Source organism: Stenotrophomonas sp. YJH_SMC_131, assembly GCF_059367975.1.
Window position 1 is genome coordinate 117379 of record NZ_JCAFRJ010000002.1, and the last position, 23402, is coordinate 140780.

21 protein-coding genes are annotated in these 23402 nt (G+C 67.4%); 12 read left to right on the forward strand and 9 right to left on the reverse strand.

Annotated features, from left to right (window positions below; all coding sequences use genetic code 11):
* Nucleotides 1-35: 35 nt before the first annotated feature.
* The 3 genes from AC5P56_RS04400 to AC5P56_RS04410 form a co-directional block, all read right to left on the reverse strand.
* A complete protein-coding gene (locus AC5P56_RS04400) occupies nucleotides 36-836 on the reverse strand; it encodes a MipA/OmpV family protein (RefSeq protein ID WP_046432175.1) in 801 nt (266 codons plus the stop codon).
* Nucleotides 837-976: 140 nt separating this feature from the next.
* Nucleotides 977-2266: an ATP-binding protein gene (locus AC5P56_RS04405; protein ID WP_197621705.1), complete on the reverse strand. Its 1290-nt coding sequence runs from the start codon at nucleotides 2264-2266 to the stop codon at nucleotides 977-979.
* A complete protein-coding gene (locus tag AC5P56_RS04410) occupies nucleotides 2263-3000 on the reverse strand; it encodes a winged helix-turn-helix domain-containing protein (protein WP_014648178.1) in 738 nt (245 codons plus the stop codon). Before AC5P56_RS04410 ends, AC5P56_RS04405 begins: the two co-directional genes overlap by 4 nt.
* Before the next feature lie 179 nt (nucleotides 3001-3179).
* On the opposite strand from AC5P56_RS04410, the gene AC5P56_RS04415 reads away from it, so the two are divergent.
* Entirely contained in the window at nucleotides 3180-4466 is a 1287-nt protein-coding gene (locus tag AC5P56_RS04415; protein WP_049440347.1) for an O-acetylhomoserine aminocarboxypropyltransferase/cysteine synthase family protein, read from the forward strand.
* A 423-nt stretch (nucleotides 4467-4889) separates the two neighbouring features.
* Here AC5P56_RS04415 and ybaL read toward each other — a convergent pair whose 3' ends face one another.
* The 4 genes from ybaL to AC5P56_RS04435 form a co-directional block, all read right to left on the reverse strand.
* A complete protein-coding gene (gene ybaL, locus AC5P56_RS04420; RefSeq protein WP_041863753.1) occupies nucleotides 4890-6587 on the reverse strand; it encodes a YbaL family putative K(+) efflux transporter in 1698 nt (565 codons plus the stop codon).
* Nucleotides 6588-6780: 193 nt separating this feature from the next.
* Entirely contained in the window at nucleotides 6781-7590 is an 810-nt protein-coding gene (locus tag AC5P56_RS04425) for an XVIPCD domain-containing protein (protein WP_053092054.1), read from the reverse strand.
* 82 nt (nucleotides 7591-7672) lie between these two features.
* The gene (locus AC5P56_RS04430; protein WP_005418535.1) at nucleotides 7673-7981 is read right to left on the reverse strand and encodes a hypothetical protein; all 309 of its coding nucleotides are present in this window, start codon (nucleotides 7979-7981) and stop codon (nucleotides 7673-7675) included.
* A 279-nt stretch (nucleotides 7982-8260) separates the two neighbouring features.
* The gene (locus AC5P56_RS04435) at nucleotides 8261-10648 is read right to left on the reverse strand and encodes a TonB-dependent receptor plug domain-containing protein (RefSeq protein ID WP_014648176.1); all 2388 of its coding nucleotides are present in this window, start codon (nucleotides 10646-10648) and stop codon (nucleotides 8261-8263) included.
* Between the two features lie 334 nt (nucleotides 10649-10982).
* Between AC5P56_RS04435 and AC5P56_RS04440 the strand changes: the two genes are divergently transcribed.
* On the forward strand, nucleotides 10983-12848 hold the full coding sequence (locus AC5P56_RS04440) for an ABC-F family ATP-binding cassette domain-containing protein (protein ID WP_014648175.1): 1866 nt from the start codon (nucleotides 10983-10985) through the stop codon (nucleotides 12846-12848).
* 79 nt (nucleotides 12849-12927) lie between these two features.
* On the opposite strand, the gene ampR is transcribed toward AC5P56_RS04440, so the two are convergent.
* Complete coding sequence (gene ampR / locus AC5P56_RS04445) at nucleotides 12928-13794, reverse strand: LysR family transcriptional regulator AmpR (RefSeq protein WP_046432167.1); 867 nt, start codon at nucleotides 13792-13794, stop codon at nucleotides 12928-12930.
* A gap of 175 nt (nucleotides 13795-13969) precedes the next feature.
* On the opposite strand from ampR, the gene blaL2 reads away from it, so the two are divergent.
* The 3 genes from blaL2 (at nucleotide 13970) to AC5P56_RS04460 (ending at nucleotide 16879) form a co-directional block, all read left to right on the forward strand.
* The gene (gene blaL2, locus AC5P56_RS04450) at nucleotides 13970-14884 is read left to right on the forward strand and encodes a L2 family extended-spectrum class A beta-lactamase (protein ID WP_049440342.1); all 915 of its coding nucleotides are present in this window, start codon (nucleotides 13970-13972) and stop codon (nucleotides 14882-14884) included.
* Between the two features lie 85 nt (nucleotides 14885-14969).
* A complete protein-coding gene (locus tag AC5P56_RS04455; RefSeq protein ID WP_032958940.1) occupies nucleotides 14970-16184 on the forward strand; it encodes a cation:proton antiporter in 1215 nt (404 codons plus the stop codon).
* A gap of 53 nt (nucleotides 16185-16237) precedes the next feature.
* Complete coding sequence (locus tag AC5P56_RS04460) at nucleotides 16238-16879, forward strand: hypothetical protein (RefSeq protein WP_014648171.1); 642 nt, start codon at nucleotides 16238-16240, stop codon at nucleotides 16877-16879.
* 99 nt (nucleotides 16880-16978) lie between these two features.
* Here the strand turns inward: AC5P56_RS04460 and AC5P56_RS04465 are convergent, their stop codons facing one another.
* Nucleotides 16979-17713: a DUF3011 domain-containing protein gene (locus AC5P56_RS04465; protein ID WP_032958942.1), complete on the reverse strand. Its 735-nt coding sequence runs from the start codon at nucleotides 17711-17713 to the stop codon at nucleotides 16979-16981.
* 158 nt (nucleotides 17714-17871) lie between these two features.
* Here AC5P56_RS04465 and aspS point away from each other — a divergent pair, with 158 nt between their 5' ends.
* From aspS to ruvA, 7 genes are all read left to right on the forward strand, one after another.
* Nucleotides 17872-19623: an aspartate--tRNA ligase gene (aspS, locus tag AC5P56_RS04470; RefSeq protein ID WP_111206115.1), complete on the forward strand. Its 1752-nt coding sequence runs from the start codon at nucleotides 17872-17874 to the stop codon at nucleotides 19621-19623.
* A gap of 16 nt (nucleotides 19624-19639) precedes the next feature.
* Complete coding sequence (locus tag AC5P56_RS04475; RefSeq protein ID WP_014648168.1) at nucleotides 19640-19963, forward strand: hypothetical protein; 324 nt, start codon at nucleotides 19640-19642, stop codon at nucleotides 19961-19963.
* Between the two features lie 31 nt (nucleotides 19964-19994).
* Entirely contained in the window at nucleotides 19995-20516 is a 522-nt protein-coding gene (locus AC5P56_RS04480) for a GNAT family N-acetyltransferase (protein WP_014648167.1), read from the forward strand.
* A 75-nt stretch (nucleotides 20517-20591) separates the two neighbouring features.
* Nucleotides 20592-21224, forward strand: a complete 633-nt coding sequence (locus tag AC5P56_RS04485) for an esterase/lipase family protein (RefSeq protein WP_032958946.1) — start codon at nucleotides 20592-20594, stop codon at nucleotides 21222-21224.
* 176 nt (nucleotides 21225-21400) lie between these two features.
* The gene (locus tag AC5P56_RS04490; protein WP_014648165.1) at nucleotides 21401-22132 is read left to right on the forward strand and encodes a YebC/PmpR family DNA-binding transcriptional regulator; all 732 of its coding nucleotides are present in this window, start codon (nucleotides 21401-21403) and stop codon (nucleotides 22130-22132) included.
* A gap of 105 nt (nucleotides 22133-22237) precedes the next feature.
* Complete coding sequence (gene ruvC, locus AC5P56_RS04495; protein ID WP_014648164.1) at nucleotides 22238-22759, forward strand: crossover junction endodeoxyribonuclease RuvC; 522 nt, start codon at nucleotides 22238-22240, stop codon at nucleotides 22757-22759.
* A 13-nt stretch (nucleotides 22760-22772) separates the two neighbouring features.
* Entirely contained in the window at nucleotides 22773-23366 is a 594-nt protein-coding gene (ruvA, locus tag AC5P56_RS04500) for a Holliday junction branch migration protein RuvA (protein WP_014648163.1), read from the forward strand.
* The last annotated feature ends 36 nt before the right edge of the window (nucleotides 23367-23402 follow it).

Sequence of the window (23402 nt, forward strand, 5' to 3'; positions counted from 1 at the left end):
AGAGGGAAAGGGCGCCCAGCGGCGCCCTTCATGCATCAGAAGCGGTGGGTGTAACCGCTCATCAGCCCGAACTGGTTTGCCTTCTGCACGATCGGGCTGTTGGCCGCATCGCCGAGCAGGCGCGTGCCTTCGGCCGAGATGTACCAGTTGCCGTTGCGGCCCACGCGGTGGCTCCACTTCAGGCCGACACCGGCACTGACCAGGCCGGCCTTCGGCCTGTGCTCGGCGAAGCCCGTGCGTTTGGCCTGTTCCGGGCTGACGCCGTACCAGGTCTGCATGTAGCCGCGATTGCCGTAGTCGGTGGAAACACTGCCGCTGACCACGCCACCGGCCAGGTCGAACAGCGGCATGCTCAGGTTCAGATGGATCTGCTGGGTGGCCAGGCCGTTCTCGGCCTTGTCCTCGTCCTTGCGGGTGAACTGCCAGGAGCCGCTCAGCACGGCTTCGCCCAGCGTATAACCAGCCGAGACGCCGACCAGGGGACGGGTATCGATATCACCCATGCCGCGCAGGAAGTCCGAACCGCCCAGCAGCGAGTCCTTGTCCTTGCGGATGCCGCTGGCGCCGACATAGGCACGCACGCGCGTGTGCTCGCCGAGGGAGGTGCCCCAGCCGATGCCACTGGTGCCCAGAAACCATCCCCCCGGCGAGGTGACATCAAAGGACAGCGACGGCGTCGCACGATACTCCTCGCTGCCGCTGTAGCGCGGTGCCACGCCGCCGCCGGCGGCGAGCTCGAAGGTCCAGTGGTCATCCTTGGCGTGGGCGATCGGGGCGGCGAACAGCGGCAACACGGCCAGGCAGAGCAGGGCGGGGGAACGGCGAAGCTGGGACATGGAAACTCTCGGCAATGGGAGGAAAGCAGCGCGCGCATCCGGCGAGTGCTGCAGGGTTGCCAGCGTGGCGATATGCCGGCGACCGATCCGTCCGCAGTTGTGCGGGAGTTGTAATCAACTGTAATCGCGCCCTTGGGCGTTCAGCTGGCAGCCAGCGGCCAGTGCATTTCCAGGCGCGCGCCGCCCAGCGTGGCGCGACTGATGCGCAGCTCGCCGCCGTGGCGGGCTGCAATGCGGCCGACAATGGCCAGGCCCAGGCCGAAGCCGCCGGTATCGCGGCTGCGGCTGTCGTCCAGGCGGGTGAACGGGCGCATCACCTTCTCCCGATCGGCTTCGGCGATGCCCGGGCCGTCATCGTCCACGCGCAGGCAGGCGCGGCCGCTGATACCGACCAGCGAGACCTCCACCTGCGAACGCGCGTGGCGCAGCGCATTGCCGACCAGGTTGCTCAGCGCCAGCTGCAACAGGCGTGGCTCGGCATCCACTCGCGGCAACGCGCTGGGCTGCACGCGCAGGACAATGCCGGCACGTTCGGCATCGCGGCGGGCATCGGCCAGGCAGGCCTGCAGCCAGTCGTTGGCTTCGATGCGCTGCATCGGTTCGCCCTCGCTGGGATGCTCCAGCCGTTCGTAGGCCAGCAGTTCGCTGACCAGCCGGTTGAGCTCGGCCAGGTCGCCGTGCAGGCCCTGCGCCAGCCGTTCGCGGCGTTCGCGGTCATCGCTGTCCTGCATCAGGTCCAGGCCGAAGGCCACCCGCGCGATGGGCGTGCGCAGTTCGTGCGAAATGGCATGGGTCAGGTCGCGCTGGCGCTGCACCAGTTCGGCAACGCGTGCCGCCATGCGGTTGGAGTGTTCGACGATGACCCGGATCTGCGAGCGGGGCGAAACCTGCGCACGTGCCTGCAGGTCGCCGGAACCGATGCGGTCGGCGTGCCGGCGCAGTGCTTCCAGGTCGCGCCAGAGCAGGCGCACCCAGGCATACAGGCTGGCGCCTACCAGCAGCAGGATGCTGAGGTAGGCGGCGATGGTCATGTACGTCGTCATCTGCACCGCGCCGGGCAGGCGCAGGTGCAGCCAGCGGCCGCCGATGCCGTCGATGGGTAGCAGCACCTGCTGGTACTGATCGCGCACGATGAAGCCATCGGCCTTCACGGCCTCCTGTTCCTGCGCGTCGAGCGCGGGAGGTTTGTCGAGCAGGGTCAGGGCGATGCCGTAGTGTGGCTGCCACTGTTGCAGGCGCTCACGCTGCTGGACGGCGTCCAGGCCGGCCAGGCCACTGCGCAGGGCGTACACCTGCCCGCGCACCTGCTGCACGAACACGCGATCCTGCACGGGCGTGTAGATGCCATCCAGGATGTGGTTGAGAAAGAACACCGACACCAGGAAGCAGGCGCCGGTGATGAACCACAGCCACAGGAACAGCCGCTTCATTCCGACCAGGCCGCAGGATTGAACTGGTAGCCGCGCCCCCACACGGTCTTGATCCGCCGCGGTTCGCGCGCATCGTCGCCGAGCTTGCGGCGCAGCTTGCCGATGCAGACGTCGACGCTGCGGTCCAGACCGTCGAAGCCGATGCCGCGCACCGCCTGCAGGATCTGGTCGCGCGACAGGATCTGCCCCGGCTGGCTGGCCAGCAGCCACAGGATCTCGAATTCCGTGGTGCCCAGCTCGACCGGCTGGCCGTGCAGGTGCACCTCGCGCTGCATGCGATCGATCAGCAGCTCACCATGCATCAGCCGGCTGGGCGTGCCGGTATTGCTGCTGCCGTGGCGGCGACGCAGCAGGGCGCGCAGGCGGGCCAGCAGCAGGCGTGGCTCGATCGGCTTGTGCACATAGTCATCGGCACCCGATTCCAGGCCCAGCACCTGCTCGATGTCGTCCTCACAGGCGGTCAACATCAGGATCGGCACATCGGAGAAGCTGCGGATCTGCCGGCACACATCGATGCCCCCCAGGCCGGGCAGCATCAGGTCCAGCACCACCAGCTCCGGTGCATGCTGGCGGCAGGCGGCGCTGGCGAGGTCGCCGCGTGCCACGTGCTGCACGGCGAAGCCATGTTCGTGGAGATAGTCGCTGACCAGTTCGGCCAGGCGACGGTCGTCCTCCACCAGCAGGACCGACGTGGGCGAACTGCTGGCAGGGGGAGTCCAAGGGGATGGCTGCATGCGTGGGGCCTCCGTTCCCAGGCAGGAGCGCCCGGCGGCGCAGCCTAGCAACGCCCCATGACGACTGCCTGAATCGCGGCCAACCTGATAACCGCGGGTACGGACGTCATCGCCAGCGGCTTTCAGCGGGCGGCCCCGGCTGGCCTATGGTGGCGGTTTCCCGGATGGAGCCTGGTGCAATGAGCGACCCGCAGTGGCAACTGGAAACCCTGGCCGTGCACGGCGGTTACCGTCCCGACCCGACCACCCGCGCGGTGGCGGTGCCGATCTACCAGACCGTGGCGTATGCCTTCGATGACACCCAGCACGGCGCCGACCTGTTCGACCTGAAGGTTCCGGGCAACATCTACACGCGCATCATGAACCCCACCACCGACGTGCTGGAGCAGCGCCTGGCCGCGCTGGAAGGCGGCATCGGCGCGCTGGCGCTGGCCTCGGGGCAGGCCGCGATCACCTATGCCATCCAGACCATCGCCGAGGCCGGCGACAACATCGTCGCCTCCAGTGCGCTCTACGGTGGCAGCCTCAACCTGCTGGCGCACACGCTGCCGCAGTACGGCATCCAGGCGCGCTTCGCCGACCCGGCCGACCCGGCCGCGTTCGCCGCGCTGATCGACGAACGCACCAAGGCGGTGTTCGTCGAATCCATCGGCAACCCGCGCGGCAATGTCACCGACATCGCCGCCATCGCCGAGGTCGCGCATGCCGCCGGGGTGCCGCTGATCGTCGACAACACCGTGGCCACGCCGTTCCTGCTGCGCCCGTTCGAGCACGGCGCCGACATCGTGGTGCATTCGCTGACCAAATACCTCGGGGGACACGGCAACAGCCTGGGCGGCGCGATCATCGATTCCGGCCACTTCGACTGGACCGCACAGCCCCAACGCTTCGCACGGCTCAACCAGCCCGACCCCAGTTACCACGGCGTGGTCTATACCGAAGCCCTGGGGCCAGCGGCCTACATCGGCCGCGCGCGGGTGGTGCCGCTGCGCAATACGGGCGCTGCGTTGTCGCCGTTCAACGCGTTCCTGATCCTGCAGGGCATCGAGACCCTGGCCCTGCGCATGGAACGCATCAATGCCAATGCGCTGGCCGTTGCGCAGTTCCTGAAGGCGCATGCCAGGGTAGCCTGGGTGCGCTACGCCGGACTGGCCGACGACCCCGAGCATGCCGCCGCGCAGCGCTATCTGGGTGGACACGGCTCGGGCGTACTGACCTTCGGTCTGCCCGGTGGGCGCGAGGCCGGCGCCCGCTTCCTCGATGCGCTGAAGCTGTTCACCCGCCTGGTCAACCTGGGGGATGCGAAGTCACTGGCCACCCATCCGGCTTCGACCACGCATCGCCAGCTGGATGCAGCGGAGCTGGCCAAGGCCGGTGTCAGCGAGGACACCGTGCGGCTGTCGATCGGCATCGAGCACATTGGCGACCTGCGCGCGGACCTGGAACAGGCCCTGGCCGGCGCCTGATAGCTGCGCGCTTGGTCGTCATCGCCACAGGCGATCACCGCCGGCACCGCGATGGGTTACGGTGGAACTGCCTCTCCAAGGCGTGGCAACGTGGCGATCCAGATCCCCGGTCGATGCGGGTCGACCGGGGATTTTTTGTTTCCGGGGTCAGATCCGTTTTCCTTTGGAAAACGGATCTGACCCCGCGCGCCGCCGTGTCGACCAAGGTCGACATCCACCAACAGCAGCGGGGAACTGTCGAAGGCGGGGTGGGTCCGGTTGCGGGAGTGTCCGCGGCATGGATGCCGCGGCCAAGCCCCCATGGAAGGGTTTACGGCGTCTCCCGCAATCGGACCCACCCCGCCATCCCACGCTATGCCCGCTTTTGCCGTTGCCGTTGTTTCGGCAGGTGCAGGGCTGCAAGCCCTGCCGCACGCACACCCCTCACACCACCGGAATGCTGTGCTGCCCCAGGTTCCGGTACGGCGGCGTGGACATGATCATCTCCGCCAGCGAATACGCCAGCTCGCGCTCGGCCATCACCGTGCCATCGGCGCCGTGCTCCAGCAGATGCTTCACCTCGGCATCGCTGTGCGCGCGCGCCAGCAGGGTCAGGTCCGGATTGATCGCCCGCAGCTTGGCCAGCGCCTCACCGGCTTCCAGCGGCTGCGGAATCGCCAGCACCGCGATCTTGGCGCGCTCCGGATGGGCCTCGGCCAGCACCCGGTCGGCGGCGGCACTGCCGCGGATCGCCGCCAGGCCCTTGGCATGTGCCTGCTCGACGTGTTCCTTGTTGTCATCGATCACCAGCACCGGCACGCCACGGTCGCGCAGCACCTGCGCCAGTTCGCTGCCGACGCGGCCGTAACCGATCACGATGGCGTGGTCATGCAGGTCGCGCGACGGGCCGATCGCTTCGGGCGGCTCGGGTACCTGCGGAGACTGCTCCTGCTTGGCCTGCCAACGGTCCAGCAGGCCGAACACCAGCGGGTTGAGCATGATCGACACCAGCGCGCCGGCCAGCACCAGCGACTGGCCTTCCTTCGGCAGGATCTGCAGCGCCACGCCGAGGCCGGCGATGATGAAGGCGAACTCGCCGATCTGCGCCAGGCTGGCCGAGATGGTCAGCGCGGTGCTGGTCGGGTGGCCGAACGCACGCACGATGAAGAATGCCGCCGCCGACTTGCCGAACATGATGATGGCGACGGTGGCCAGCACCTGCCACGGATGCTGGACGAGGATGTTGGGGTCGAACAGCATGCCGACCGACACAAAGAACAGCACCGCGAACGCATCGCGCAGCGGCAACGAATCATGCGCGGCCTTGTGGCTCAGCTCCGATTCGTTGAGCAGCATGCCGGCGAAGAACGCGCCCAGCGCGAACGAGACGCCGAACAGCATCGCCGAGCCGAACGCCACGCCCAGCGCGATCGCCAGCACCGACAGGGTGAACAGCTCACGCGAACCGGTACCGGCGATGCGCTCGAGGATCCACGGGATGACCCGCCGACCGACCACCAGCATCACCGCCACGAACAGGCCCAGCTGCACGAAGGTCCAGCCGATGTCGGCAAGCACGCTGCCGAGCGAGTGCGATTCCTTGGCCGCGTCAGGACCGAACACACCGGCCATCACCGGCATCATCACCAGCGCCAGCACACAGGCCAGGTCTTCCACGATCAGCCAGCCGACCGCGATCTTGCCACGCATCGTTTCCAGCAGGCGGCGTTCCTCCATCGCCCGCAGCAGCACCACGGTACTGGCGGTGGCCAGCGAGAAACCGAAGATGACGCCATGGATGGCGGGCCAGCCCATCAGCGAGGCCACGCCCCAGCCGAGCAGGGTGGCCACCGCGATCTGGCCGATGGCGCCGGGAATGGCGATCGCCTTGACCGCCATCAGGTCCTTCAGCGAGAAGTGCAGGCCGACGCCGAACATCAGCAGCATCACGCCCAGTTCGGCCAGCTGGTTGGCCAGCGCCTGGTCGGCGACGAAGCCGGGGGTGAACGGGCCTACGCAGATGCCAGCAACCAGGTAACCGACCAGGGGAGACAAGCGGAGCTTGTTGGCCAGCGCGCCGAAGATGAAGGCGAGCCCCAGGCCAACGGCAACGATGTTGATCAGGTCGGTGTCATGGTGCATCGGCACTCGCAGGCAATCGGGGGATGCCCCGATTTTCACCGATGCGGTCACATACGGCAAACCTGGCCAGCGTATCGGATCGTTGCGTGGGCGGCTTGTACGGGCGAGATATCAAGCCTTGTTGAGAGATGGCAGGCCCTGACGGGCCGAATGGTGCCTACCTATGGGGGGCTCCAGGCGTAGCCGTCGATGATCACACCATCTGCCGGCGCTGGGTCTCTTCCAGGGCAGGCTCGGCCTGCTGCGGCGAGGCGGCCAGCTGCTTGTCCAACTGATGAATCTGCCGCAGCGACTCCGCAACGGGTGGCTGAAGGGCCGTTTCAATGTTGATGTGGGCACGCAGATGGCCCGGGTCATCCAAGGCTCCTTGAATGACGAAGACGTTCTCCGGCCTTGGGGGCTGACCAGCCGGCAAGCCCAATACCACATGGTCGATCCGTTCCAGACCTTGTGCCCGGGCAAGTTGGGTGAGGCTGGCCGCCATGCGTTGGCTGGCTTCATCAGATGCGCGACCCAACGATGCGTCCAGCGCGTGGACGCCGGCGAGTGCCTGCTGGTGAAGCGATGCCGAGGCATCGCTCAGCGATGGGATGCTGGTTTCCGGCCGTTCGGTTGCCGGTTGCGGCTGCGAAGGACTGGTGGGCCGCACGCGCTCTGCCTTGCGAATGGACTCGATCAGCTCCCGCGGTGTATCGGTGAACAGCAGTTCGCCTGCATCCAGGGACTGCCCGGTAACCTTGTTCACGGTACTGGTCGCCCACGATGCGCAGGTATTGCCATATGACCAGGTGACATTTTCGCCCAAGGCCTGGTCAAGTCGCTTGACCTGCTCGGGAGTCAATTCGTAATAGCGTGAGGCCGAAGGTGTGGCCCGGGCTTCCATGCCTTCGCGGATGTCCGAACCTGGGCCATTGTCCTCAACGAGTGGATGGTTGTCTGGCCACAGGCCATGGAACGTCGTATGGCCGTTTCGCGTCACCGAGATCCAGGCGTGGCCGTCCACGAACTGATTGAACGACCCCTGTGTATTGGGGGTCTACGTGACTATGGATGCCGAGGACGACCTTGTCGCTCATGGGATGCCCTTACGGAAAAATCTGTGTTTCGCCATCGGCGTACAGCATCACCACGCGCGGCGCCATCAAGGGAATTTCCTGACGGGCCGGGCCAGCAGGTCCGGGCTTCACGTCGCGCCGCAGCATGGTTGTGCATTGGCCGGATATGGGGCAGCGATCAACAACGACTTTCATGGTGTCCCCTTCCACGACATAGCTCATCCCTGCCGCGTAATACATGCTTTCCATCGGTTCATTGAACTGGACCTGGAGCTTCGACGCGGAGAGCTGGGTGACGACGACCGGCTCAAGGCTCGATTTGGAATAGCTGGGTTTCACGTGATCTCCTGAACACCCTGACAGGGGGGCCGCCAGCGCAACCCACGCGAGCGCAGCGTACACATGGCGGCGAGTGATGCAGGCTCTCGTCACGGAGCGGCTCCTTCGTTGGTCCGCTGATTATGCACGGGACGACCTATGAGGCGCGTGCAACAGCGCACAGCCTGGAAACCGGGTGCAGGAGCTGGCAACGGTATACGGTCAGGGCCGCGCCTGCCCCGAGGCCGCGGGCGGGTGTGTGGAGCAGCGCCGGGCAGGGCCCGGCGCACCCATTACCCCTTACCAGGTGTACTTGATCCGCCCGTACACATACGCGCCGTTGAAGCCGAACGGCGAGTAGTTGCTGTACGGCAGCATGCCGAAGGTGGAGTTCTGCAGGTCTTCGGTGCGGTCCGGGTACTTGTCCAGCAGGTTGTCGGCACCCACGGTCAGGGTCCAGTTGCTGCTGGGCTTGTAGCTGGCCGAGGCATCCACCACCCAGGCGTCGCCGTAGGTCTGGTCACGCAGCGCGGTGGCCGAGTTGCGCACGGTGAATTTGCCGTAGCGGGTGGCGGCCAGGCCCAGCTCCCAGTGGTCCGAACGCCAGGTGCCGCTCAGGATCGCCTTGTCGCGCGGGTAGCTGTCCTCGATGCGACCGATCTCATCACGGCCGATCAGCGACTGGGTCAGGCCCAGCGTGCCGAACACCGGCGGGGTGCCGCCAACGCGGCGCACTTCGGTGTCGTTGTAGCTGTATGCCGCGGTCAGCTCCAGGCTGCTGGCGCTGAACGGTACCGTGTAGCTGGAGACGAAGTCGACACCGCGGGTGCGCGTATCCAGGCCGTTGGTGAAGTAGGAGAACGCGGTCACCTGCGGCAGGCCCAGGGTGCCCAGCAGCGCGCTGGTCGCGGCATTGGTGGTGATGCTCGACGACAGTGCGATGCGGTCATCGATGTCGATCTGGTAGGCATCGACGGTGATGTACAGGCGGTCGACCGGCTGCAGCACCAGGCCCAGGCTGTAGGAGGTGGAGGTCTCGGCCTTCAGCGGCGAGGCGCCCAGCGCCTGCGCGGCCTGGCTGGTGGTCGGGAAGGTGCCGCGCTCGACGAATACGCCATTGAGGAACTGGCTGGTCACCGCCTGGTAGCCCTGCTGCGCCAGCGAGGGCGCGCGGAAACCACTGGAGGCGGTGGCCCGCAGCGCCACCTTGTCGGTGAACGCGTAGCGCGCCGACAGCTTGCCCGAGAAGCGGTCGCCGAAGTCCGAATAGTCTTCGTAGCGGCCGGTGATGCCGGCCGAGAACTTGTCGGTCAGGTCCGCTTCCAGGCCGGCATAGACCGCGTAGTTGTGGCGGTCGGCATGCACTTCATTGGTCGGGGTGAAGCCCGCGAAGCCCTGCGCGCCGCTGCCGGTGTACGAGTTCAGTTCGCCCGGGTTCTGGTCCCACTTCTCCTTGCGGTACTCACCGCCGAAGGACAGCGTGACCGGGTAGGCCAGGCCCCAGTCCAGCGACTTGGTCAGATCGGCATTGAAGATGTCCTGCTGGTACTTCAGCGTGCCGTCGTAGAACGAGCGCGGGCTGGTCGCACCCAGGCTGTAGTTGATGCTGTTGCGGGTGTGGAAGTCCAGGGTGTTCTCGCCGTGGTTCAGGCTCAGGTCCCAGGTCCAGCCGTTGTCGGTGTTGCCCTTGACCCCGGCCACCAGCGAGCGGTCCTTGGAATACTGGTTGATCTCCGGCACGTAGCCGTCCGGGTAGGTCTGCGCCAGCAGCGCGCTCTGCCCGCTGTGGTTGCGCGAACGGTAGAACGCGAACGAGGTGATGTCGCGGTTGCTGAGCAGCGCGCTGGCGTAGCCGGTCACGTGGTCGCTGAAGTCGAAGCTGGCGTTGGCCGAGGCCGCGGTGGCATCCACGCGCGGGTCGCCGACGATGAAGGTCTTCTGGCCGATGCTGGGGAAGTTGCCGGTGTTCGGCGTGGTGCCGCGGTACGGGCCGGCGCGGTTGCTCTCGTCCTGCTGGCTGATCTGGCCGGCCACGTGCACGCGGCCGCGGCCGTTGCCGAACTCGACGCCGGTGTCGCCGGACAGCTGGTACTTGTTGCCGTCGCCGGCCGAGTACTGGCCGTAGTCCACTGCCAGGCTGCCGCCACTGCCGCTGCCCTTGAGCACGATGTTGATGACGCCGGCGATGGCGTCCGAGCCGTACTGCGCCGAGGCACCGTCGCGCAGCACTTCCACGCGCTCGATCGCGGCGATCGGGATCGCGTTGATGTCCACCGCCGACGAGCCACGGCCGATGCTGCCGTTGACGTTGATCAGCGCCGAGGTGTGGCGGCGCTTGCCGTTGACCAGCACCAGCACCTGGTCCGGCGACAGGCCGCGCAGCTGCGCCGGGCGCACGCCGCTGGTGCCGTCGGTCAGCGCCGGGCGCGGGAAGTTCAGCGAGGGCAGGGCGCGCGACAGTGCGGTGGCCAGTTCACTGGTACCGGTGGACTGCAGCACTTCGGGGGTGATGATGTCGATCGGCGACTGCGATTCGGCGACCGTGCGGTCGGCCACGCGGGTGCCGGTGACGATCACCGTGTCCAGGGTGTTGGCGGCGGTGCCGGCCTGCTGTGCAGCGGCGACGAACGGAGAGCCACCGAGTGCGACAGCGACGGCGGCGGCGATCAGGCGGGTCTTGCGGGTCATCGGGATGGGCTCCGGTTGGCGGGGGCGGCACCGGAATCGACATCACGAGCGTGAGGCGGACGGCGGTTGTTGCGGTGCGCAATACAGCAATTAACGGGATATTCAGTGCCTGTCAAATGCCAGGCGTCAGAAAAAACGTTGCAGCAGCAACCATTTAGCCCGGATCAGCGCTGGCAGGAAGGGACCCCGGGACGCGCGCGGCGGGGACGTGGGAGAGAGGAACGTCGGCCACTGCGCATCCCGGGACGCGTCAAGTATTCGTTAACGCTAGAATTGCGTCGCAGGAACAGTGCTCACCAGCACATTCCATCCGGTTATATGGACCCCTCCCCCGATGATCTCCCTTCGTAATTTCGCCTTGCGCCGCGGCGAGCGGCTGCTGTTGTCCAATGTCGACCTGACCCTGCACGCCGGTTACCGGGTAGGTGTGGTCGGCCGCAACGGTGCTGGCAAGTCCAGCCTGTTCGCGGCGGTGAAGGGCGAGCTGGAGGCCGACAAGGGTGACGTCGACCTGCCCGGCAAGGTGCGCATCGCCAGCGTGGCCCAGGAAACCCCGTCGCTGCCGGATCCGGCGCTGAGCTTCGTGCTGGGCGGCGATACCGAGGTGGCCGCGGTGCTGGCCGAAGAGGCCGAGGCGACCGCGCGCGAAGACTGGGAGGCGGTGGCCAACGCGCACACCAAGATGGCCGAGATGGGGGCCTACGACGCCGAAGCGCGTGCCGGCAAGCTGCTGCACGGCCTCGGCTTCCCTGCCGAGACGCACCACCGTGCGGTGTCCTCGTTCTCCGGTGGCTGGCGCGTGCGCCTGAATCTGGCCCGCGCGCTGATGATGCCCAGCGACCTGCTGCTGCTCGACGAACCGACCAACCACCTGGATCTGGACGCGGTGTACTGGCTGGAACAGTGGCTGCTGAAGTACCCGGGCACCCTGCTGCTGATCTCGCATGACCGCGAGTTCCTCGACAACGTGGCCACCCACACCCTGCACCTGCATGGCGGCGGCGCCAAGCTCTACCCGGGCGGCTACACCGATTTCGAGCGCCAGCGCGCCGAACAGCTGCGCCAGCAGCAGATCGCGCACGAGAAGGAACAGGCCGAGCGCGCCCACCTGCAGAGCTTCATCGACCGCTTCAAGGCGCAGGCCAGCAAGGCTGCGCAGGCGCAGAGCCGCATGAAGCGCCTGGCCAAGCTGGCCGGCACCGAAGCGGTGCGCGCCGAGCGCGAGTTCCGCATCGAGTTCGCGCCGCCGGCCAAGCTGCCGTTCTCGCTGATCCGCCTGAACCACGTCGAGGCCGGTTACGGCAAGGACGCGGTGATCCTGCACAACGTCGGCTTCGGCCTGGAAGCGGGACAGCGCATCGGCCTGCTCGGCCCGAACGGTGCGGGCAAGACCACCCTGGTGAAGACCCTGGTGGGCGAACTTGCACCGATCGTCGGCGAGCGCATGGCGCACCCGGACCTGAAGATCGGCTACTTCGCCCAGCACACCGTGGAATCGCTGCACGAAGGCCAATCGCCGATGGAGCACTTCCGCGAGATCGCCCCGGACGCACCGAACCAGTCCTTCCGCGATTTTCTCGGCAAGTGGAACTTCCCGGGCGATCGTGCATTCGAGCCGGTTGATGGCTTCTCCGGTGGCGAGCGCGCGCGCCTGGCGCTGGCGCTGATCGCCTGGCAGCAGCCGAACGTGCTGCTGCTGGACGAACCGACCAACCACCTTGACCTGGAAATGCGCGAAGCACTGGCCGAAGCGCTGGCCACCTTCGAAGGCGCGATCGTGATGGTCTCGCATGACCGCCACCTCATCGGCCTGGTCTGCGATACCTATTGGCGCGTGGCCGATGGTGTGGTCGAACCGTTCGATGGCGACCTGGACGCGTACGCCGCGTGGCTGCGCACCCGCCCGCAGGCGCAGGGCACCAAGGCGCGCATGGAGCAGGTGGAAGAGCCGGTGGTGGTCAAGACCGCACCGGTGGCGCAGGTGGTGCAGAAGAAGCCGGTGAACCCACACAAGCTGGCGGCTGCCGAGGCCAAGGTGGCCGAACTGGAGGGCGCGCTGGCCGAGCTCGACCGCCAGCTGGCCGACCCGGCCAACTATGCCGATGCCACCCGCATGGCGGTGATCGGCCGCGACCGCGAAACCACCGCCGCGCAGCTGGAGAAGGCCGAAGCGGCGTGGATGGAGCTGCTGGAGTCCTGATCACGCAAAAAAAAAGGGGACGGAGGGGATTAAGTCGTTTGTGCCACAAACGACTTAATCCCCTCCGTCCCCTTTTTTGTTACGTGCCCTGCGCCTGCAGCCATTCGCGGAAGCGCTTGGCTGGTTCGCGCTCGGCGCGCGAGCGCAGCCGCGTCAGCCAGTAGCGGCCCAGCTCCAAGGTGGTGCCGAAGGGCTGCAGCAGGCGGCCCTCGGCCAGTTCCTGCTCGAACATGCGCAAGGGCAGCAAGGCCACGCCGGCGCCCCCGGCGGCGGCCATCGCCACCGTCAGTGAGGAATCGAACACCGGCCCGCGGGCTTCCACGCCGCTCACCCCGGCCGCCTGCAACCAGCGCGGCCATTCGTCGCTGCGGTAGGAACGCAACAACGGCAGTGTGGCGAGGTCGCGCGGTTGCTTCAGCCGCCGCGCCAATGCGGGGGCGCACAGCGGTGCGAAGGGCGCATCGAGGATTGCCGTGCAGGCCTGGCCCTGCCAGTCGCCATCGCCGAAGCGGATCGCCAGGTCCAGCCCTTCGCCGGCCAGGTCGATACGGTTGTTGTGGGTCTGCAGGCGCAGCTCGATGTCCGGGTGCGCGGCTTCGAACGCCGCCAGCCGTGGCAGCAGCCAGCCGGTGGCGAAGGTACCGACCACGCCCAGCGTCAGCACCTCGCGTGCCGGGCCACCGGTATAGCGCGCGATGCTGGCGGAAATGCGCTCGAACGCTTCGTTGAGCACCGGGTACAGCGCTGCCCCTTCATCGGTGAGCGCCACGCCGCGTGGCAGGCGATGGAACAGGCGGATGCCAAGCCGGTCCTCCAGCCCACGGATCTGATGGCTCAGCGCGGCCTGGCTGACACACAGCTCGAGCGCGGCACGGGTGAAGTTCTGGTGGCGGGCGGCGGCTTCAAAAGCGCGCAGCGCGTTCAGCGGCAGGGTAGGGTGCAACATCGAAAAGCCGTGAGCCAGGATGATGGCTGATCGTACTCGTTCAATGAGGAATTTCGTAAATCTCAATGAGTTGATCGCGACAGGCATGAATTCCACTTATGGCTTGCCTTGATTTTTCGCGCTGGTCGGCTGCAGGGGAGGCGCCAATAATCGAGCGGTCACCAGGAGAACCCCTATGCTCGCCCGTCGCCGATTCCTGCAGTTCAGTGGTGCTGCCGTTGCGTCCTCGCTGCTTGCCCCGGCGCTGGCGCAACCGGTTTCCGCCTCGTCTGGCATACCCGCCGCGAACGCCGCCATTGCCGGCGCCGCCGATTTCGCCGCGCTGGAGAAAGCCAGCGGTGGCCGCCTGGGTGTCACCGTGCTGAACACCGGCAACGGCCGTCGCATCGGCGGGCATCGGCAGGATGAGCGCTTCCCGATGTGCAGCACGTTCAAGTCGATGCTGGTCGCCCATGTGCTGAGCCTTGCCGATGCAGGCCGCGTTTCGCTCGACACCCGTGTGCCCATCGCCGGGAAGGATCTGCTGTCCTACGCTCCGGTGGTGCGCCGCCACGTGGGCAAGGATCTGACCGTGCGCGACCTGTGCCGGGGCACGCTGACCACCAGCGACAACACGGCGGCCAACCTGCTGCTGGAGGTGGTGGGCGGGCCGTCGGCGCTGACGGCATTCCTGCGCGGGCAGGGCGACAGCATTACCCGCAATGACCGCAACGAGCCGGACGTGAATCTGTTCGCGAAGGGAGACCCGCGCGATACCACCAGCCCGGCCGCGATGGCCACCAGCCTGGCCCGCTTCGCGGTGGGCAATGGCCTGCAGCCTGCATCGCGCCGGCAGTTCGCCGATTGGCTCATCGACAACCAGACCGGCGATGCCTGCCTGCGCGCCGGGCTGGGCAAGCGCTGGCGGGTGGGGGACAAGACCGGCAGCAACGGTGATGACACGCGCAACGACATCGCCGTGCTGTGGCCGCATGCGGGCGGCACCGCGTGGGTGGTCACCGCCTATCTGCAGGGCGCATCGGTCGATGACGACCAGCGCGCAGCAGTGCTTGCACGGGTGGGGGCGCTGGCCGATGCGATGATCGGATGAGGTAACCGGGGTCATTGGGAAATGGCTTGCCGGATCGGTCGGGCACGCGCATCCTGCGCGCGTTCGAACCCCACGGAAGACCCCGATGAGCCATGAGTTGATCTACCTGCTGCTGATCTTCGCGCTGCTGGTGATCCCGCGCGCACTGCAGCGCTTCAGCCTGCCGGCACCGTTGACCTGCCTGCTGTTCGGCATCATCGGCATGCTCTGGCTGGGCGACCAGGCACACGACGCGGTGATCGGCCTGCTGGCCACGCTGGGCATTTCCTCGCTGTTCCTGTTCGCGGGCCTGGAAGTGGATCTGCAGGCGCTGCGGCGTGGCATGTGGCCGCTGCTGGCGCACCTGGTGATCCGTACCGGCACGCTGTTCGGCGTGGGCTGGCTGGCCTGGCGCTATGCGGGGCTGCCATGGCAGGCCGCTGGGCTGCTGGCGCTGGCGCTGCTGACGCCCTCCACCGGCTTCATCATGGATTCGCTGTCGCGGCTGGGCCTGAGCGAGGACGAGCGGTTCTGGGTCACCAGCAAGGCCATCGCCGGCGAACTGCTGGCGCTGGCGGCGTTGTTCATCGTGCTGCAGGCCGGCGACCCGGGCCACATGGCGCTGTCCAGCCTGGCCCTGCTGGCGATGATGATCGGCCTGCCGCTGCTGTTCATCGCGCTGGGCCGCTGGGTGGCGCCGCACGCGCCGGGCTCGGAGTTCTCGCTGCTGGTGATGGTCGGCATGGTGGCGGCGTACATCACCTATCTGCTGGGCGTGTATTACCTCGTGGGCGCGTTCATCGCCGGCCTGGTCGCGCGCCTGCTGCACCAGCGCATGCCGCTGCTGGCCTCGCACGAGAACCTGCACGCGCTGCGCCTGTTCGCCTCGTTCTTCGTGCCATTCTATTTCTTCAATGCCGGCACCAAGGTGCCCAGCGAAGCCCTCAGTTTCGAGGCGCTGGGGCTGGGCATCGTGATCACCCTGGTGGTGCTGCCGCTGCGCATCGGCGTGGTCTGGCTGCAGCGCCGGGTGATGTTCGGCGAGAGCTTCCGCAGCAGCCTGCGCGTCTCGCTGGCGCTGGCCCCGACCCTGATCTTCACCCTGGTGCTGGCGGCGATCATGCGCGAGCGTTTCCAGATTCCGGCGGTGCTGTTCGGCGCGCTGCTGCTGTACGCCGCACTGACCACACTGTTGCCGTCGCTGGTGTTCCGCACACCCTTCGACGTCGATCCGGTGGAGCAGGAGCCGGCGGGCGAGGGCGAGTCCGCGCCGGTAGCGGCCACCGAGACGCGGCCGGAACCTCACATCGCCGAACGCTGACCGGTTGCCGCGCGCGGTTTGCGCCCGTCGGCCATGGCCGTTAGGGTTGGGGCATGAAACTGCCTGCCGTTGTCACCGCTTCCGCCCTCCTGCTCAGCCTCGCTGCCTGCTCGCAGCGTTCCGATACGGTCGCGCATGATCTGGCGACCGCACCGGCCGATGCCTTCATGGCTGCCATCGCCGCGCATTGCGGCCAGGCCTATGAGGGCCGGGTGGTGGAGGACACGCCGGCACCGACCGGCAAGGACCCGTTCGCCGGCCAGCGCCTGGTCATGCATGTGCGCGGCTGTGCCGACCCCGCCCATGAACTGCGGATTCCCTTCCATGTGGGGGATGACCATTCGCGCACCTGGGTGCTGACCCGCACCGAAAACGGCCTGCGCCTGAAACACGATCATCGCCACGAAGACGGTAGCCCCGACGCGATCACCCTCTATGGCGGCGACAGCACGCCACCGGGCACCGCCGAGCGCCAGCGGTTCCCAGCCGACTCCGATTCGGTGGCGATGTTCCGTCGTGCCGACATGCTGGCCTCCACGCACAACACCTGGGCGATGGAGATCGACCCCGACCAGACTTTCGTCTACGAACTGACGCGCCCGGAAGGCCGCCGTTTCCGCGTGAAGTTCGACCTGAGCAAGCCGGTCGAGCTGCCGCCCGCACCGTGGGGCGACGAGAAGGCGCCAGCACCCTGATCTTCGGGTCGGATCCCTCCTGCGGAGGGTCCGACCCGGTCACTGCATGAACCCACGGGTCAGAGCCCTGGCCGTCGGCCAGGGATCCGACCCCGGGGCTCAGCGCGCGCTGAAGCGTGCGCGGCAGCCGTTGCTCACCCACACCTGGCCGCGTGCATAGCCCCAGCTGCGGCCTTCCTGGCAGGCACTGCCGGACAGCTGCTGCTGCAGCACCGGCCGGCCCTGGCGCTCATCCCAGTCGCAGTTCTGCGTGCGGTTGTTGTTGCTGCTGCAGGTGATCGAATAATTGCTGTTGCCGCCGCCCCAGCCACCGCCGCCGCCCCAGCCGCGGGCCTCGGCGAACTCGGCGCGGCAGCCGTTGCTGACCCAGACCGCGCCGTTGCGCACGCCCCAGGTGCGGCCTTCATCGCAGGGGCTGCCGGACAGCTGGCGGACCAGGCGGGCGTTGCGCCAGCCGACCGGGCAGCTGCGCTCACGGTTGCTCTGGCTCTCGCAGCGGATGGTTTCGCCGGGACGGCCGTTGTTGCCGCCCCAGCCACCGCCATTGCCACCGCCCCAGCCGCCGCGGGCTTCAACAAACTCGGCGCGGCAGCCATTGCTGACCCAGATGCTGCCATTGCGGCTGCCCCAGGTGCGGCCCTCGTCGCAGGCGCTGCCGGACAGCTGGCGGACCAGCTGCGCATTGCGCCAGCCGGTGCTGCAGACACGTTCACGGTTGTTCTGGCTTTCGCAGCGGATCACCCCGTCCTGCGCAGCGGCCGGAGCAGAGGGCAGGGCGAGCACGGCCAGAGTGCTCAGGGTCACGGCCAGGCTGGCCAGGGACAACGATTTCATGGCGGCATCCCATACGGTGGCAGGTGCCCGACTATAGGGACCGGGGCGATCAAGCCGGCGTGACTGCCCGGATTTGCCCCGGCCGGGGCCTCGGCCGCAGAATACGAGGCTTTCCGGCCCCCATCCGGTGCCGGCGTTCTCCAGCGGAGCTTCCCCCCATGCGTACCCACTTCTGCGGCCTGGTCGACGAGACCCTGATTGGCCAGACTGTCACCCTCGCCGGCTGGACCGACGTGGCCCGTAACCAGGGCGGCGTCTGCTTCATCGATCTCCGCGATCATGAAGGCATCGTGCAGGTGACCGTGGAGGTCGACAACGCCGACGTGTTCGCCGTGGCCGCGTCGCTGGGCTATGAGGACGTGCTGCAGGTGGAGGGCGTCGTGCGCGCCCGCCACGCGGTGAACGACAAGATGCGCACCGGCAAGGTGGAAGTGATCGCCACCGCCATCACCGTGCTGAACAAGGCCGCCCCGCTGCCGTTCCACGCCCACGAGAACCCGGGCGAGGAAACCCGCCTGAAGTACCGCTACCTGGACCTGCGCCGCCCCGAAATGCAGCGCATGCAGCGCACCCGCATCAAGCTGGTGCAGGCGCTGCGCCGCCACCTGGACGAAAAGGGCTTCCAGGACATCGAGACCCCGATCCTGACCAAGGCCACTCCGGAAGGCGCGCGCGACTTCCTGGTGCCGGCGCGCATGCATCCGGGCGAGTTCTACGCCCTGCCGCAGAGCCCGCAGCTGTTCAAGCAGATCCTGATGGTGGCCGGGTTCGACCGCTACTACCAGATCGCGCGCTGCTTCCGCGACGAGGCCCTGCGTGCCGACCGCCAGCTGGAATTCACCCAGCTGGACATGGAGTTCGCCTTCGTCCGCGAACGCGATGTGCAGGACTTCGTCGAGGACATGATCCGCGCCATCTTCAAGGAAGTGGTCGATGTCGAGCTGGATGCCAGCTTCCCGCGCATGACCTGGGCCGAGGCGATGCGTCGCTATGGTTCGGACAAGCCGGATCTGCGCATCGCGCTGGAACTGGTCGACGTGGCTGAACTGGTCAAGGACAGCGAGTTCCCCGTGTTCACCGGCCCGGCCAACGATGCCGAAGGCCGCGTCGCCGCGCTGCGCATCCCGGGCGGCGCGGCGCTGAGCCGCAAGCAGATCGACGAGTACGCCGCGCATGCCGCCAAGTACGGCGCCAAGGGCCTGGCCTACATCAAGATCGCCGACAACGGCGAAGTCAGCTCGCCGATCCAGAAGTTCTTCAGCGAAGAGCGCTTCGCGGCGCTGGTGGCCCATGTCGGTGCCGGCAACGGCGATATCGTGTTCTTCGGTGCCGGTGGCTACAACAAGGTCTCCGACTTCATGGGCGCGCTGCGCCTGAAGGCCGGCAAGGACTTTGGCCTGGTCGCCGACGGCTGGGCACCGCTGTGGGTCACCGACTTCCCGATGTTCGAGTGGGACGAGGAAGAACAGCGCTACGTCGCCCTGCATCACCCCTTCACCGCACCGGCCGTGGACGACATCGCCGACCTGCGCGCCAATGCCCGTACCGCCGTCTCGCGCGGTTACGACATGGTGCTCAACGGCAATGAAATTGGCGGCGGTTCGATCCGTATCCACCGTCCGGACATGCAGAGCGCGGTGTTCGAGCTGCTGGGCATCGGCGCCGAAGAGGCCCGCGCCAAGTTCGGCTTCCTGCTCGACGCGCTGAACTACGGCGCGCCGCCGCACGGTGGCATCGCCTTCGGCATCGACCGCATCGCCGCGCTGATGGCCGGAACCGAGTCGATCCGCGACGTCATCCCGTTCCCGAAGACCACCGGTGCACAGGATCTGATGACCGACGCGCCGTCGCCGATCGTCGACGCGCAGCTGGCCGAAGTGCACATCCAGGTTCGCCCCAAGACCAACTGATCAGGAGATCCAGGCAATGACCGAGTTTGCGTTTTCGCTGGAGTGGGAAAAGCTGGGCAATGAAGGCTCCGAGGCCACCCTGGTCACCGAGCGTGCACGCGTGTTCGGGGGGTGGCTGGTCCGCGTCGGCACCAATCCGGCCGCGATGGCCCTGACCTTCGTCGCCGACGGCGAAGGCCGTTGGGACGGTGAAGACTTCGGCGTCGAGGACTACGAGGACGACGAAGAGGAAGAAGAGTACGACGAGGACGAGGAAGGCGAGGAAGAAGAGGACGAGGACGAAGAGGAATACGAGGAAGAGGACGAGGAAGAAGAAGCGGAATCGCCTGGAAAGGCTTGACCCGCGCTTCGCCCTGACGTCAACTTCCTGCATGTATTCGATCCGCCGCGCCACTGTGGACGACGCGCCGACCCTGTCGGCGCTGGCCGCACGCACGTTCACTGAAACCTTCGGCCATCTGTACCCGCCGCAGGACCTGCAGGCCTTCCTCGAGGAGGCCTACACGGTCGAGCGCCAGCGCGTGATCCTGTCCCACCCCGATTACGCGGTGTGGCTGCTGGAACTGGATGGGGAGGCGGTCGGCCATGCCGCCGCCGGCCCCTGTGGCCTGCCGCATCCGGATGTGAAACCCGGTGACGGCGAACTCAAGCGCCTGTACCTGGTCAAGACGCAGCAGAGCTGCGGCTGGGGCAGCCGCCTGCTGGAAACCGCGCTGGCCTGGCTGGAACACGAAGGCCCGCGCACGTTGTGGCTGGGCGTGTGGTCGGAGAACTTCGGCGCGCAGCGCTTCTACGCCCGCTACGGCTTCGAGAAGGCCGGCGAGTACCTGTTCCCTGTCGGCGACACCCAGGACCTCGAATTCATCCTGCGCCGCGCGCCGCGCGCGGCCTGACGTTCACCGCCGCTTGCCGCGCGCGCGTGTTCAATCACCTCACGTTCCTGCCCCGCTGACCGCCAGGCTGTTTGCATGACTCCCCCCGTATTGCTGCTGCATGGCATCTGGAATGCCCGTGCCTGGGTCGGGCCACTGGCCTGGCGCCTGCGCGCGCGTGGTTTCCAGGTACACGCGTTCGGCTATCCCTCGGTGTTCGGTGGCCCCGATGTGGCAGTGCCGCAGTTGCTGGAACGTCTGGCCGACGCCGGGCCGTTGTCGCTGGTCGGTCACAGCCTGGGCGGACTGCTGGCACTGGAGGCGCTGCGCCGCGATCCGCAGCTGCCAGTGCAGCGCGTGGTCTGCCTGGGCTCGCCGCTGCGCGGCAGTGGTACCGCGCGCTCGTTGTCCGATCATGGCTGGGGCCTGGCGCTGGGGCGCAGCAGCGAGCTGCTGCTGGACGGCCTGCCGGACTGGCAGGGCAAGGCCGAGGTTGGCCTGATCGCCGGTTCGGTGCCGCACGGGCTGGGCAGCCTGCTGGGCGCGATCGACGATGCGTCCGACGGCACCGTGGCCCTGGCCGAGACCCGCCTGCCGGGCCTGGCCGACCATTGCGTGGTGCGTACCAGCCACAGCGGCCTGGTGGTGTCGCCCGACGCCGCGCGGCAGACCGCACATTTCCTGCGCCACGGCCACTTCGACCACAGCCGCGACGCGGCGGCGGCATAGGGGCAGGGCAGGCGGGGCCGCCTTGTAGCGCCGAGCCCATGCTCGGCTGCATTCCGTCGGGCCCATTGAGCCGAGCATTGGCCCGGCGCTACAACAATACGGGCCTAGACACGGTTGCAGCGCCCGATCAGGTAGAATCCGCGCCTTGATCCTGAAGCAGCCAGACGGTAGCACCCATGGGTAGAGGCCCCTCCATCGAAGCCCGCAAGAACGCGTCCGACGCGAAGCGCGGCAAGATTTTCACCAAGATCATCCGCGAGATCGGCGTTGCCGCGCGCGGCGGTGGAGGCGACCCCAACAACAACCCGCGCCTGCGCGTGGCGGTGGACAAGGGCCTGGCCGTGAACATGTCCAAGGACGTGATCGAGCGCGCCATCAAGAAGGCCACCGGTGAACTGGAAGGCGTCGATTACGAGGAAATCCGCTACGAGGGCTATGCCCCGGGTGGCGTGGCCGTGATCGTCGACTGCCTGACCGACAACCGCGTGCGCACCGTGGCCGACGTCCGCCATGCGTTCAGCAAGTGCGGCGGCAACATGGGCACCGAAGGCTCGGTGGCCTTCATGTTCAAGCGCCTGGGCGTGCTCAGCTTCGCCCCGGGTGCCGACGAGGAAGCCATCACCGAAGCAGCCATCGAGGCCGGCGCCGACGACATCGTGGTCTACCCCGATGACGGCTCGATCGACGTGGTCACCAGCCCTGACGCGTTCAACGCAGTCAAGGACGCAATGGTCGCCGCCGGGCATGTCGCCGACCACGCCGAGATCACCTTCCGCGCCGACAACGACATCAAGGTCGAAGGCGAGGTCGCCCTGCAGGTCAAGAAGCTGCTGGACATGCTCGAAGACCTGGACGACGTGCAGGACGTGTATTCCAACGCCGAACTCGGCGCCGACGCCTACGCCTGAGCCGTCCTCGACGGCCTGGGCGCGGGCCGTTGAACGGTCACCGCGGACAGTCATGAGCCCATACGCCTGCCAGCGCCCCCCGTTCCGCCCCGCCAGGAGCGCGGCATGACCCGCATCCTCGGCATCGACCCCGGTTCGCAGCGGACCGGGGTCGGCATCATCGATGTCGACGCCGCCGGCCGCGTCAGTTACGTGCACCACCAGCCGCTGGTGCTGCTGGGCGCCGACGACTTCCCGCAGCGCATGAAACTGCTGGTGCTGGGCCTGGCCGATCTGTGCCGCGAGTACCAGCCCAATGAAGTGGCCATCGAAAAGGTGTTCATGGCGCGCAATCCCGATTCGGCGCTGAAGCTGGGCCAGGCCCGCGGCGCGGCGATCTCGGCCGTGGTGCTGCGCGACCTGCCGGTGCACGAATACGCCGCCAGCGAGATCAAGCTCGCGGTGGTCGGGCGCGGTGGCGCCGAAAAGCAACAGGTTCAACACATGGTCGGGCTCATGCTCAACCTGAAAACCAAGCTGCAGGCCGACGCGGCCGACGCGTTGGCGGTGGCGATCACCCATGCCCACGTAAGGGCGACGGCCAACCGCCTGGGGCTCAGTGCCCGCCAGGCGTGGGGCCGCAAATGAGGAGCTGCACGCAATGATCGGTCGACTGCGCGGCATCGTCGCCTACAAGGCGCCGCCGTGGCTGGTGGTGGACGTGAACGGAGTGGGCTACGAACTGGAGGCGCCGATGAGCACCTTCTACGACCTGCCCGAGCTCGGCCGCGAGGTCACCCTGTACACCCATTACTCGCAGAAGGAAGACAGCGTCTCGCTGTACGGCTTCCTGCGCGAGGGCGAGCGGCGCCTGTTCCGCGACGTGCAGAAGGTCAGCGGCATCGGCGCGAAGATCGCGCTGGCCGTGCTGTCCGGTGTCAGCGTCGAAGAATTCGCGCGCATGGTCCAGGCCGGCGACATCACCGCGCTGACCCGCATCCCGGGTATCGGCAAGAAGACCGCCGAACGCATGGTGCTGGAACTGCGTGACCGCGCGGCCCAGTTCGGTGCCGGCGGCGCGCTGCCCACCGGCAGTGGTCCGGCCCCGGCCGATCCGCTGTCCGATGCCACCGTGGCCCTGCAGCAGCTGGGCTACAAGCCGGCCGAAGCGGCCCGCATGGCCCGCGATGCCTTCAATGAAGGCGACGAAGTGGCCACCGTGATCCGCAAGGCGCTGCAGTCCGCGCTGCGCTGAACCGCGTCCCTTTCCCCCAACCTACCGCCTGAGCTT